Source organism: Streptomyces sp. NPDC006384 (genome assembly GCF_042870695.1).
Classification (GTDB): Bacteria; Actinomycetota; Actinomycetes; order Streptomycetales; family Streptomycetaceae; genus Streptomyces.
The window spans coordinates 1-12,294 of sequence record NZ_JBIAHR010000019.1; the positions used below are offsets into that span (position 1 = coordinate 1).

The 12,294-nt window shown below is 70.5% G+C and carries 18 protein-coding genes; all 18 read right to left on the minus strand.

What is annotated here, in order from left to right:
• Positions 1–165: 165 nt before the first annotated feature.
• Entirely contained in the window at positions 166–411 is a 246-nt protein-coding gene (locus ACFYOJ_RS24415) for a hypothetical protein (RefSeq protein ID WP_356558413.1), read from the minus strand.
• Between the two features lie 193 nt (positions 412–604).
• A complete protein-coding gene (locus ACFYOJ_RS24420; protein WP_356558412.1) occupies positions 605–895 on the minus strand; it encodes a hypothetical protein in 291 nt (96 codons plus the stop codon).
• Positions 892–1,278, minus strand: coding sequence for a hypothetical protein (locus tag ACFYOJ_RS24425; RefSeq protein WP_356558411.1), 387 nt, complete (start codon positions 1,276–1,278; stop codon positions 892–894). The genes ACFYOJ_RS24420 and ACFYOJ_RS24425 overlap by 4 nt, the downstream gene beginning before the upstream one ends.
• Before the next feature lie 63 nt (positions 1,279–1,341).
• Positions 1,342–2,310 carry a hypothetical protein gene (locus ACFYOJ_RS24430; protein ID WP_356558410.1) on the minus strand — a complete coding sequence of 323 codons (969 nt, stop codon included), beginning with the start codon at positions 2,308–2,310 and terminating at the stop codon, positions 1,342–1,344.
• A gap of 211 nt (positions 2,311–2,521) precedes the next feature.
• Positions 2,522–3,256, minus strand: a complete 735-nt coding sequence (locus ACFYOJ_RS24435) for a hypothetical protein (RefSeq protein ID WP_356558409.1) — start codon at positions 3,254–3,256, stop codon at positions 2,522–2,524.
• Positions 3,257–3,395: 139 nt separating this feature from the next.
• Entirely contained in the window at positions 3,396–3,989 is a 594-nt protein-coding gene (locus ACFYOJ_RS24440) for a hypothetical protein (RefSeq protein ID WP_356558408.1), read from the minus strand.
• Between the two features lie 157 nt (positions 3,990–4,146).
• On the minus strand, positions 4,147–4,653 hold the full coding sequence (locus ACFYOJ_RS24445; RefSeq protein ID WP_356558407.1) for a hypothetical protein: 507 nt from the start codon (positions 4,651–4,653) through the stop codon (positions 4,147–4,149).
• Positions 4,654–4,997: 344 nt separating this feature from the next.
• Positions 4,998–5,681: a hypothetical protein gene (locus ACFYOJ_RS24450; protein ID WP_356558406.1), complete on the minus strand. Its 684-nt coding sequence runs from the start codon at positions 5,679–5,681 to the stop codon at positions 4,998–5,000.
• Positions 5,682–6,032: 351 nt separating this feature from the next.
• On the minus strand, positions 6,033–6,677 hold the full coding sequence (locus tag ACFYOJ_RS24455) for a hypothetical protein (protein WP_356558405.1): 645 nt from the start codon (positions 6,675–6,677) through the stop codon (positions 6,033–6,035).
• 96 nt (positions 6,678–6,773) lie between these two features.
• Positions 6,774–7,346, minus strand: a complete 573-nt coding sequence (locus ACFYOJ_RS24460; RefSeq protein WP_356558404.1) for a hypothetical protein — start codon at positions 7,344–7,346, stop codon at positions 6,774–6,776.
• Positions 7,347–7,751: 405 nt separating this feature from the next.
• Complete coding sequence (locus ACFYOJ_RS24465) at positions 7,752–8,075, minus strand: hypothetical protein (protein ID WP_356558403.1); 324 nt, start codon at positions 8,073–8,075, stop codon at positions 7,752–7,754.
• 225 nt (positions 8,076–8,300) lie between these two features.
• Positions 8,301–8,630, minus strand: a complete 330-nt coding sequence (locus ACFYOJ_RS24470; RefSeq protein ID WP_356558402.1) for a hypothetical protein — start codon at positions 8,628–8,630, stop codon at positions 8,301–8,303.
• Between the two features lie 110 nt (positions 8,631–8,740).
• Entirely contained in the window at positions 8,741–9,589 is an 849-nt protein-coding gene (locus ACFYOJ_RS24475; protein WP_356558401.1) for a hypothetical protein, read from the minus strand.
• 103 nt (positions 9,590–9,692) lie between these two features.
• Positions 9,693–9,908 (minus strand): hypothetical protein, encoded by a 216-nt coding sequence (locus tag ACFYOJ_RS24480; protein ID WP_356558400.1) that lies wholly within the window; start codon positions 9,906–9,908, stop codon positions 9,693–9,695.
• A gap of 46 nt (positions 9,909–9,954) precedes the next feature.
• The gene (locus tag ACFYOJ_RS24485) at positions 9,955–10,104 is read right to left on the minus strand and encodes a hypothetical protein (RefSeq protein ID WP_356558399.1); all 150 of its coding nucleotides are present in this window, start codon (positions 10,102–10,104) and stop codon (positions 9,955–9,957) included.
• 274 nt (positions 10,105–10,378) lie between these two features.
• Positions 10,379–11,149, minus strand: coding sequence for a hypothetical protein (locus ACFYOJ_RS24490; protein ID WP_356558398.1), 771 nt, complete (start codon positions 11,147–11,149; stop codon positions 10,379–10,381).
• A gap of 25 nt (positions 11,150–11,174) precedes the next feature.
• Entirely contained in the window at positions 11,175–11,765 is a 591-nt protein-coding gene (locus ACFYOJ_RS24495) for a hypothetical protein (RefSeq protein WP_356558397.1), read from the minus strand.
• Positions 11,766–11,845: 80 nt separating this feature from the next.
• Entirely contained in the window at positions 11,846–12,232 is a 387-nt protein-coding gene (locus tag ACFYOJ_RS24500) for a hypothetical protein (protein WP_356558396.1), read from the minus strand.
• Positions 12,233–12,294 lie beyond the last annotated feature (62 nt).

Below are 12,294 nucleotides of genomic sequence, written 5' to 3' on the forward strand. Positions count from 1 at the left end.
GGTTTTTGTGGCGTCCGGGGGGGCCGGTGGGGGGGGGGGGGGGGCCGGGGGGGGGGCGCCCCCCCGGGGTTGGGGTGGGGTGGGGGTGCTGGCTTCGGGGGTACAGGTGGCCGACGGTGCGGATGCGTTCGCGCAGGTCTCGGCTCTGCGCCGGGAGCAGCGGGGTCAGCGATGCTCGGGGCTGGAGTCAGCGCGCCACGCGGTGTGGCGCTCGTGTCCCTCTTCCAGGGCCGCGTCCTCGTCGTCCGCCTCGACGGTGAAGGCGAGCATCCCGTCGTCCTGGCCTTGCGGGCTGTACAGGAGCGCGTCGTAACGCTTGCCGCGCTCGGCGGGGTCCTGGGGGGCCGGGGTCACTTGCGTGCGGGTCAGGGTGTCGTCGGCGCTGTAGCCGGTGACGAAGTAGTGAGGCATGGTCTTCTTCCGATCAGGGGCGAATTCGGCCGCGTCCTGCCGTTGTTGGCGGAGGGGCGCGGCATTCCACGTGCCTGCCTGTCAGGCGAGGTTCGCGGCGGCCAGTCGCCGACAGATGCAAACTATGTAATCCGTAGAATCTGTTCAATGCGTTGGGAGAGGTGCGACCGGCCAAGGTCGGGCGGTTGTGGGTTCAGGGGTCAGCGTCTGCGCGGATACGGGTGAGCTGCACGTCCTGGAGGACGGAGCGCAGGTAGTCGGGCCATGTGGCGCGGGGCCCGTATTCGGTGGCGAGGGCGTCGTCGGCGGCCTGGGCGGAGTCGAAGGTGCGCGGGGCCTGCACGTCGGGCGTGGTCCAGGTGCGGTGGCCGGTCCAGTACAGGTCGTGGCGGCCTCCGCCGAGTTTCGGTGAGAGCTGGTCGGGCCTGACCCAGGCGTAGCGCAGTTCGGGGTTCTCGTAGCCGGGGAGTTCTGGTTGCGTCATCGGTCGTCGTCGTGGGCCTGGGCGGTGGCTTCGGTGTCGGGCTCCCCGAAGCCGTGGTAGATGTGCCGGTCGCTGCCTTCGTAGGAGTCGAAGTCGGCGGGGTCGGGGCCGGTCGCTTGGGTGGCTGATCCGGTGCCTGCGCAGTGCGGGCAGGAGCCTTCGGGGTGGGTGAAGGCGGCCTGCTGGTCGGTGATGAGGGCGGTGAGCATCCGCAGCAGTCCGGGATGGATGTCGAGGGTCGTTCCGGCGACGGTGACGGGCACGGGGGTGGTGTCGCTGGCCTCGGGCGGGATGGCGTGCGGGTGGCCGGTGGCCCACGCGTGCAGGGCCTGGATGAACTCGGTGACGGGCACGGTGTGCGGGGTGCTGGACTGGGCGTGCATCGGGCTCCTTGCGCGGGTGGCGCGCGGCGCCGGTGCGGCGCCGCGCGGGTCGGGTGGGCAGGGTCAGATGGCTTCGCCGTTGACGGTGGGCGGTTCGATGTGGTCGTCCGGCTCGCACGCAGTGCCGTGCTGCGGGCAGATGGCTTCCGGGTCGAGGGGAATGCCCAGCGGCTTGCGCTCGGCGGCCACCTCGCCGTCCCGCATGGCCTGCTCGGGCAGGAAGTGGAAGAACTCGTACCGGCTTATGGAGTCGACGCGCTGGAGGAGGTAGAGGACCGCAGCCGGGTTACGGGGGTCGGTGGCGCCCCACAGGGCGCCGATGTCGTCCGGGACGGCTGGGAGTTGCGTGCTGCCCCGGTAAGGGTTGAGTCGGCACACGGTCTTGCCCTGCGCGTCGCGGATGGAGTTCAGCATGACGTCGTCGTCGTTGCCCTCGTAGTCGGTCGGCCGGGTGAGGACCAGGTAGGCGCCGGTGGGGTACTGGGCGCGCAAGGTCCTGGCGATGAGAGTGAGGGCCGCGCCGGCGGCGGTGCGTAGCTGTGTCTCTGCGTCGTCGAGGACGGAGAGCGGGGCGAGGTCGGCAGTGGACACATGGGGGCGCGCTGTCTGGGCGCGGGCGACGACATCGGCGGGGATGACGGCCATGGGCCGGTTGCGCAGGACGATGGTGCATGGCTCGCCGTCCTGGGACGGGGCCAGGCACACGAAGCGCCAGCCGGCGTCGGCGGTACGGCTGTCGTCGCCGAGAGTCCAGGCGGTGGTCTCGTCGCAGGTCTCGCAGCCTTCGCAGGGGCAGGCGGGCAGGGAGTGCGGATCGGCCGGATACGGGCCGGGGATGTGCTCGGTGGGGCGGACGCCGGTGCCGTCGGTGAACTCGGCGACCAGGAGGTCGCCGGGGCGGACCTGGTGGGCGCGGACGGCGACCGTGTCGGCGAGGCTCAGGCCGTGGGGCAGGGGGGCGTAGTCATCGGTGGTGGGCCGCTCGGGCAGGGTGAGCGGGCCGGAATGGCCGGCGAGAGTCAGGGTGCGCATGGGGGTTGCCTTCCTGGCGGTGCGGCCCGGGGATGCCCGGTGGCCGCACCGCCGGTGCGGTGGTGCGGGAGGGGTGCAAAGTGATGGCGCGGAACGGCCGGTTACCCGGGGCGCGGCCTGCCGCGGCGCCCCAGGCCGGGGAACGTCAGTACGTGTCGGGGCGACCTTGGACGTCTAGGTGACGCGGGCGCTGAAGGCCCGCGCCGATCCGTCAGCCGATCTCGTCCGCCGGGACGTCGTCGACGCTGACCAGGTCGGCGCCGTCGGCCTCCCCAAGCGTGACGTGCCCAATGACGTGCCCGCCGCGGGTGCGCACGTCCACGTCGAAGTCCTCGTACTCGATCACCTGCAGTGCATCCCGGGCGGCGGTCTCATCGGCGGCGTCCACGTGCACGGTGACGGTGCCGTCCAGGCGCAGCGCGAACCGGTGCCCGGCGGCGGGCCGTTCCGGCTCCCCGTGCGCGGTGACGACCGCCTTCACGTCGTCGGTGAGTGCGGTGTAGGCCAGACCGTCGGCACTCGTGTCGACCAGCGGCCGAGGACCTCTGAGGGTGACCCACGGCTGGGTCGCGCCGAGGAGTTCCACCTCGTCCCCGAACAGCGTGTCGGCCTCTTCGCGGCCCAGGGCGTCACCCGTGTTGATGCGCCAAGCCCAGCCGTGTGCTCGGTCGCCGAGCGGCCGGTAGGCGGCGGCCACGCTGATGACGGCGTCCGGGTCGGTGGCCACGGAGTGCGTGAGCCACGCCAGGAGGGTGGACACCTCCGCCGGGTTGAACCGCATCAGGTAGTCGTCGAGCACACCGGCGACGGCCAGGCTGGACCCGTTGCTCCGGTGCAGGGTGATCGTCATGCGCGGGTCGTCCTCGTACACGGAGTTGAACGCCCCAACGAACAGTGAAGCGGCAACGGTCTCGGGCGCGGCGACGGGAGCGGGAGAGGTGGTCATGCGGGATGTGCCTTTCTCTGGAGTAGGCGGCGGGCTGGTGGGTACGGGCGGGTGGCGCGGGCTTGCTGGGGGGCTCAGGGTGCGGCACGGAGCGCGGCCGGCGGGCGCGCGCAGGGCGCGCCCGCCGGGCGGTGCGGGCCTACAGGTGGCCGACAGTGCGGATGCGCTCGCAGATTCCGCGGGCGGTCTCACGCGCCTGGTCGACGTCATCGGCGAGTACGCCGAGGACGTAGTGCTTGCCGTGGATGCGGGAGTTGTCCTCCCAGTTCCCGATCTGGTTCCAGGCGTGCGCGTGGGCCTTGCGGCAGGGCACGGTGGTCTGGAAGTAGGGGTCGGTGGCGCGGGGAGCGCACATGTCGCACGGGTGGCCGTCTCGGAAGCCGTTGGCGCCCCGGTAGCGGTCCTGGTCATCGAGGCTGACCGCGAGCCACCAGCGGCGGTTGCTGGGCTGTGGGTACTCGGCCTTGACCGACTGGTGCTGGGCCAGGGGGACGGTGAGGGAGCTGTTCCAGGGCTTCAGGATTCCCATGGCGTCGTCGTGGGAGAGAGCGACCACCATGAGGTTCTGACGCTCGTTGTGGTCGTCGCCGCTGTACCAGGCGTTGAGGACCAGACGGCGCGCGCCGTCCGCGTGCAGGACCATGCCGGGCTTGACCGCGATGCGGGGGGTGGACAGGGCCCCGGACATGTCGTCGAGGAGCGCGGTGGCGTCGAACTCGGTGCAGGTGGGCACAGGGGTGCTCCGTTCCGTTCGGGTGTGGGATGCCGGGCAGTACAGTCGGGCGCGACCAGGGTGGGGAAACGCGGGCCGAACACAGCCGGACAACCGGTGACAGCTGCCAGTGACCCGGGCGGGGCCGGGACCGGGTTGGTTCCGGCCCCAAGCGCGGTCAGCAGGGCTCCGCGGGTAGGCTTTCCGCCCCGGCGGGGGCATCGAAGAGCTGCCACCGCCCCTTTTCGGGGTAGCAGTAGCTCTCCTCCTCGTACGCCTTGATCTCCAGGAATCCGGCCGTCCCGGCGACGAGCCAGCCCTTGAGGACGGTGCCGTGTTCCTCGGTGGTCTCGATGAGGCGCCGGAACCCGATCACCTCGCCGAGCCGGTCCCGCTCGCGGGCGGCAAGGCGGCGCACGCGGTCCTGATCCAACGCGGGCCATTCCGCGTCCAGGTGGGCGAACATCCAGGCCGTCAGGCCGGACATCGACTCGAACGAACTCTCCTCGGGCTCCACCCCGCACTCACACATGCCTGCGTAGCCCTCGTAGGACGGCAGGCGTCGAAGCATGTGGCGGCCCGGGCGTGCGTCGCCGGCGATGATCTGCCGCACCGCCTCCCGCACCCAGCGCGACGCCGGGGTGTCGTCGTCCCAACCCAGTTCCACCATCTTCGGCACGTCCATTCCACTTCCGCTGTTCCATGCGGCCAACACCGCCCAACACCTGCAAACTATGCAACCGGGAGGATATATTCAATGACGGATGTCCGGTCAGGCAGCTCATGCGGCCGGGAAGGCAGCGGTGAGAAGGAGAGGAAGCGGGATCAGCACCCCCCGCTCCCCCCTTCTTACTGCCGTTCCGGCACCGCCCGCCGAGACACCACCATCCGCAAGGCAGCACCGGCTTGCACAGGTCCCCGCTGGACGCCGCACTGGGGTATCAACGGCCGTTCGCCCGCCCCCGTGCAGCCCCCGCGCCCACAGTGGGCGGGCAAACGGCCGCTGATGCCCGCCGGAGCGCTGAGGGGCTAGTTGGGGTTGTGTGCGGCCAGTTCTCGCAGCAGATTCAGGGCCTGCTCGTCGTCGGGGTCGCAGAGTCGCCGGGTCTCGGCCTCGCTCAGCGCAAGGAGTCGCTGCGCGGTCTCGCGGAGGGGGGAGGTCATGCGGTAACGGCCGATCGCGTGAGCGTGGCCGGGCACAGTGTGCAGCGCGTATCCGGCGAGGTGGCAGACGATCGCCGCGGCGGTCAGGGTGACGCCGGCGGTGGCGGGGTCGGCGTCCTTGGACAGGTGGGCGAGGCGGCTGCCGGGGCGGGCACCCAGGGCGCCCATGCCCTGCTGATCGTGGATGCCGGGGTGGCTGGCGATCCAGTCGAGGACCTGCCGGGCCAACAGGCCCTGGTCCGCCTCGGACAGCAGTCCCTGCGGCCAGGTGCCTTCGGCGTAGGTGCGCCGTTCGCGGTTGCTGTCCTCGGCCAGGTACTCAAGGCCCTTGCGGTCCAGCTCGGTGGCTGCCGGGCAATAGGCGTAGGTGCCCTGGTAGCCGTCGTCGGTGAGGACCGACTTGCCGGGGCCGCAGCCCCCGCCGGACGCCTCGCAGTGACGGGCATGGGCTACGACAGCGGCACCGGTGTCGGCCTGCGCCGACGACAGGGAACCGTTCGCGCGGCGGGCGAGATCGAACACCGACGGGACCGGGATGGTGATAGGCATGTGGGGCCTTCCTCGAAGGATCGGAGGGTGCGGGGCGGAGCGGCGGGGGGATTCACCACCCCGCCCCGGCACACGCAAACTATTTAGTCAGGGTCCCGCATTCAATAAGACGGGGGCTTCAGAAGACAGATTTTCGAGGTGAGTACCACGGCATCTCCCACAGAGGCACGACGAGTTCGGCGGCAGACAGGAAGAGGGAATGACCAGCGCGGCCACTCCCTCTTCCATCTGCTTTGCTTCTCGTCGGCGCCTCGCGCGGCAGCACAGGCGCTCGCCCCGGGCCGAGCTGGAAGTCAGCGAGAAGGACCCGCGCAGAGGACCTCCTCACAGGGGCGCGGGGGCCGGGGAACGTCAGCCGCCGAAGACCGGGAGCTGGTCGGTGATGTCGGCGTCCGCGTCGAAGAGGACGTAGGCGCAGTCATGGGCGCGGGCCATGCGCACGATGGGCAGCAGCTCGTCCGGCCAGCCATACGTGCGGGCCCGCTCATCAGCGGATTCCGGCGCGTACATGAGCCAGCCGTGTTCGAGGCGGTAAGCCAGCACTCCCTCGATGGAGTTGAGGGCATCGCGGGTGGTCGGGGCCAGGTGCTGGGTGGACAGGTCCAGGAAGGACCTCACTCGGGGTCGGCCGCTGCCAGCGGTTTCACCGGTGAGGGGGACGACGGGGATGCCGTCGGCGTTGCACTGGGCGCGGCGTGTACCGCCCTGGGGGGTGTGGGTGATGTGCAGGCCGTTGGTGGCGTCGGTGGGGAACTGGGTGATCACGAATGCGGTGTCGTGGGTGGTTTCCAGCAGGGCAGCGGCCAGGAGTTCGCCGGTGTCGGTGGTGGTGCGGGTGGCGTAGACGCGGCCGGCGTGGACGGTGGTCAGAAGGTCCGGGTCACTGGCGACCGGGTCGGCGGCCAGACGGTGTTCGTTGAACGCGTCGATCACCGCCTCGTGGTCGGTGTCACTGGTGGCGTGGATGACGGCCTGGACGATGGTCAGGTCGGGCACGGGAGCGCCTTTCGTTCGTGTGCGGGCGGGGCTGGGCGTTGTGCGGCCGGGCCGGGGCCGGTTCGGGCGGCTGCGGCTGGCGGGGCCCTCGGGGGGCTATGCGCCGCGCTCGTCGGCGTACACCTCCAGCGCGCCGTTGGTGAGGAGCGCCTCGGGTGAGCCGTAGGCGCAGGCGAGGGCGATCAGGTCGCCGACGAGGAACACAAGGGCGCGCACGTCGTAGGTGACGGAGTGAGGGAAGCGGTCACCGGCGCGTGCGGCGTGCAGGTCGAGGACGTCTTCGGGGTCCATGTGGTGCGCGTCGGCCGCGTGGTGGAACGCGTCTGTGATCGCGTCGCGGGCCGCTGCGTGGATCATGTGGGCGGCTGTGGGGTGGTCGTGGCGGTCCTGACGGGTGAGGCGGCCGGTGGCGCGCAGGGCGGCGCGGCCGGCCTTCGCGGACGGCTTCGGGGCGCGGCCCGATTCGGGATGGGCGCGGTTCGCGGTGAGGGCGGTGACGGTGCGGGTGCCGGGGTTGTCCGCGAGGGCGTCGGCGAGGTTCCCGGCGGCGGCGGCGTAGCGGTGGGGCTTGGAATCACCGATGTAACCGTGGTTGAAGACGTCCCGGTAGGCGGCACACGCTTCGAGTTCGGCGGCGACGTGTTCGGCGTGGGTGAGGACATGGCTCATGGGTGTGCTGCTCCGTGCAGTGTCTCGTGGTCGTGCAGGACGGAAGAGCGCCGGGGCCGCCGGACGGCGCCGGGGCGGGGCGGCGGCGGACCGGTGTACGGACGGCGCCGGGGCGGGGCACCGGGACGCGTGCCGGGCGGGGCGGAGTCGGCACCCGGCCCGGCCTCGCGGCTTGCGCGGGGCGGGGCGGGCCCGGTCCGAGGGCGGCAGGCCCCTGCCGTCACCCGTCCGCAACACCCCACACCCGCACGGGAACCGGCCGGCCCCCTGGCGGCGCGGGCCTGATGCGAGTGCGGGCAGCGTCAGCGCTCGCGAAGCGTCGCTGTCTCGGCGAGAGGGTCCCCGACCCCGTGCCGCTGGCGGCACTCCTGGGTGGAGCGAACGTGAGCGGCACGGGGTTGGGGTTCAGGCGTGATGGGGGTGCGTCGGGCACCCGTCTTCGGTGCAGCGGTCGTTCACGAGGTGACCATCGCAGCCCTTTCGAGGGCAGGGCTCGGCCAGTTCCTCGCCATCGACCTTGTAGAGCTCGGGCCGGGCGTCCTCCAGAGCAAGTTCGTTGAGGACGTGGCCCTTGACCGTGGTGAAGCCGATGGCGAACTCTTCCTGATCAAGCTCTTCGTAGGCGGCTCGGGCTTCCTGCTGAGTAGGAGCGGTAATGGTGACCAGAACGGAAGCGTTCGCCAGAAACGTGAAATGGCGGTTGTCGGCCGCGTTGTTGGGATGTATCACTGTTGGGTCCTCGGCATGTGGGGCTTTCCTCGTAAGGATCGGAGGGTGCGGGGCGGAGGGGCGGGGGGATTCACCACCCCGCCCCGACACACGCAAACTATGCTTTCCAAGCTCACCATTCAATAGATATTGCGGGACGTCAGGCCCTGCTCCTCCTCGGCTTGCCCTGCGGGAAGCGCAGGAGGGAACACCGGTAACCGCGCAGTGCGGGGTAACGATGACCGACTACCCGGGGCGCGTCTCGTTCTTGGAGCGACGCGGCACTTCGTCCGTGGCGCGGTGAGACTTGGGTCCCTGCTCGGTCGGGTTCCTGGTAGGCATCTCGGCTGCCATCTCGGCGACCTTACTCTCGGCACTGTCGACGGCGTCTCGCAGAACGTACGACAGGGCGTCACGCAGGCTGTAGGGGTTGTGCCACTCGGCAAGGAACCAGGCCCGTCCCACCGTGACGCCCGCGACGTCGACCGAGGCGGACACGATCACCTCGTCGCCCTCGGCCGTGGCGTTGTAGTCGGCGCGGTCGTCCTCGGTGGTGTAGCGCACGCGGACGTCCACGAGGTGTCCGTCAACTTCGAACCGGGCCGTACCGTCCGGGTTGAGACGGAAGCCAGGGTCTGCCAGCGGGCTGGGGCGAAGCTGCTTCCAGGGCAAGGGCTGAGACGGAATCACTGCTCCCCCTCGGTGGTGTCGGTGGCGAGGCCCAGCATGTCCAGGTGGCCGAGGGCCTCGCGGTGCTCCTCCGCGGTGATCCGCCCCAGGGCGGCCAGCCCGGCGAGGTGCACGCGCAAGTGGTCACTCTCGGCCAGCCAGCTCGACGTGATCCGGGGGGTGTACGCCTTGCTTGCCCGTCCGCCGGTGATGACCTCCGAACCGACGAGGGCGTTGACGCGGGCTGCGGCGTTCTTGAGAGGCATCTCGCGGGCTTCCCGCGCCTCCCGCTCGGCACGGGCCTCGGCGGTCTTGCGCTGCTGCTGCTCCCGAGCGGCCGCATACGCGGCCTGCCACTGCGGAAAGCGTGTATCGGCCACGATCCGGGCTCGCAGTTCCTCGGGCTTGCCCAGGTTGGCGATGCTGCGGGCCGAGGGCACCTTCATGCGGGTCGGCTCGCTGGTGCCCGTCCAGGGCTCGCCCAGGCGGGTCAGGTCCGTGTCGAAGCCGCCACGCGGGGCGACGGCCGGCACAGCCTCAATCATGGTCGTGCCGCGCTTCGCCGTGACGGTCATGAACGAGCCCCCGCGTTGCGTAAGGGCTTCTCGGGCCGTGCAGTTGGAGAAGACGTCCCAGTTATACACGCGCTTTTCGCTGTCAGGCTCGATCACGTACAGCAGGTCACCGGCCTCGACTCCGTCGGGGCTCTCGACGTTGGCGAACCGGTCCGCGGGCCTCGGCCGCTGCTCCTCGGAGAAGCGCTGCGACGGCGGGCGCTCAAGGGTCTCGTCGTGCGGGAACAACTCGCGGAACAACCTCAGGGCCAGGTCAGCCGCGACGCGGGCGGGGTCTTCGATGGTGTCCATGGAGTCATGCTCCTGTCTGGTGGGTGAATGCCCTGGGCAGGGCCTTTACGGGAGGAGGAAGCCGGGGCGCCCGCCTGAAGCGGGCGGGCGCCGGTGCTGGCGGTCAGCGGCACTGCTTGATGGCTTCGGCCGCGCTGGCGGCGTGCACCACTCCTGCGAACCGCCTCATGTTCCTGGGCAGTTCGTCGTCCAGGTCCTCGGGGATCTGCAAGCCGGGGAAGACCGCGGTCACGGTCAGGGTCGTGTTCGTCCAGTCGTCGGTAGTGGTCTGCAGGCCGGTCACGGTCCACTGCGGGAGCGCGGCAGTCCTCGGGTCCATCACCATCACGATTCCTCTCGAAGGTGGGCTGGTCGCAGGGTGGCGGTCACGGGCAGGTGCACCCCTTCGGGGTGAGGCGGAAGACTTCCGGCGGGGTGAACAACTCGCCACGCGCCATCTGGTGGGCGAACTTGAACAGGGGGGTGGCGTAGTGTCCGCGTGCGGCGGCGTCCTCGGTGTCCGCGCGCCAGAACACGGTGCCGTTCTCAACCTTGTCGACGGTGCAGCGGTTGGTCTTGCCGATGCAATATGCAAACTATGCTTCTCAGATACGTCATTCAATGCATGGGAGGCGGCCTCTCTCCGAAGGACGTCCGCCCGTCACCCGTTTTCCGCCGACAGGAAACGGTGGCACCCACAGGCACATGCAGCACCGGCCCGACCGCCCGCCCCCTCCCCTCCCTTTTGCTGCTTCGCCCGCCGCGGGCGGGACGCGGTCCTGTGCGCCCCGCCGTTCGGTGAGGTGGGACTCAGTCGGTGAGCTCCACGGTGACATCCACGCCCTCAATCGGACGCAGCAGCTCTGCGAGGGTTCCGAGCGTGGCTGACAGGACCTCGTCGTACAGGTCGGCGGTTACGGAAATGTCCTTCTCCTCGTCGTACAGCTCCACCTCGTTGACCCGGTAGTCAGCGTGACCCATGCCCAGTTTGGAATCGCGGGCATCGAAGACGGCGTGCGTGTACCGGCGGCCGTCGGCCGGCGTGAGGAGGCGGACCCGGCGGGCGATCGCTTGGTGGAGGGCGGCTTCCTCGGCTTCGGCGACGGTCTCCCGCAGCTCGGTCAGCATCACCGGGTCCACGGTGTCCAGCAGGGCCCGGAGTGCGGTTTTGCGGGCCCTTGCGCGCGCACTGTCGGCGGCGACCTGGGCGCAGCACTGCGCGCGCCAGCACACGCAGCGGTGGCAGTCGAAGCAGTCCTCGGTGCGGTCGCAGCCGCAGCGGCAGTCGAAGGGGCGACAGTAGGCGCCGTGCTCTGGCTTCGGCGTGTTGGGGATGGCGGACAGGGAGCGGGACAGCTCGGTGAAGTCGCGGTCTTCTTCCACGAGGTTCGCGGCCAGTGTCTGGCTTTCGTCGCGGAGCATCGCGGCGAGGTGGTCGCAGGTCTGGCGACGGATCACGAGGGCGTACACCTCGACCTGGGCGCCGACAAGCAGCGGGAGCGAAGCCGGGATGTCAGGGGCGTTGTCGGGAGCGCCGGGGGCATTGTCGGGGGCGCCGGGAGCATTGTCGGGGGTAGTCACGGTCGTCTCCGGTTGTGGGTGGGGGTCACGGCGTGGGGAAGTTGGGGAGGGCGGGCTGATGGTCGTAGACGGCACCGATGGCCGCGGGCGGGTAGAGCCACGCGCCGTACTCGGCGTAGGTGACGCGGGCGTTGAAGGAGGGTACCCAGGTCGTTCCGCCGTCGTCGCTGCGCATAGTGGGGCCGAGGTAGGTGGCGGGGTGTCCGGCAGGGTCGATGATTGTGTCGCCCGGCCTGATCTCCTCGCCCGTGGCCATGCGGCGCAGGCGGCGGACGGGTTCGTGTGGCCGGTGGAGCTCCGCGCGCAGCGGGCTGCGGGTGAGGGTGTAGGGCCGGGCCTGGTCGGCGGCGCGGCGCTGCTGGTAGTCGGCCAGGGCGGCGCGGCCTTCGCGCGTAATGTCGATGTGGTCACCGCGGCGGGTCAGACAGCCGGCGGTGAACAGCTCGGGAGGGGGCGGGGCGAGGTAGCTGGTGTGAGGGCCGGAGCGGTCTTCGAGATAGCGCCAGGCGCCGTACTCAGTCACCAGGGTCAGGGCTCCGTTGCCGGCTGCCGTGAGGTAGCGGGCGTCCCGGTCGCTGATCGGGCGCGGGGGCTCGGGTGAGTTTGTCTGTGGCATCGGGTCCTCTGAGGGCTGTTCGAGCGGGGGCGCAGCGGGCGCCGCGCCCCCGCGGTGTCAGTTGGTCGGCCTAGTGCGGGTCAGTCCCAGCGGGTGAGCTGTCCGGTGTCGCTGATGTACTCGCTCGGGTCGAGACGGCGCGGGGTGCCGCTCTCCACCACCCACACCGTGTAGCGGCCCCCGGCCTCGTCGGCGAGGTTGAGCCCTCGGCAGACGGCTTCAGCTTCCAGTGCGCCCAGGGCCGTGCGGACGAACTGGCCAGTGGTACCGTCCCCGACGTTGAACGTGAGCGGTGCGGCGTTCTCGGCGACCAGCGCGGCCAATCGGCTCAAGGCCGCGAATGGGTGGGAGGCGGTGTCCTCCCCCATCCGGGTCTGCTCGATGTAGTCGGCGCGCTCACGGGCGATGAACTCCTCGACCACGATGCGGATGTCGGTGAGGATTTCGGCGGTCATCAAGGTGCTCATGGTGTCCTTCCGCATGCGGGTGGGCGGTGGCCCGGCTAAGGGTGTTGCTCTTCCTCAGGGCT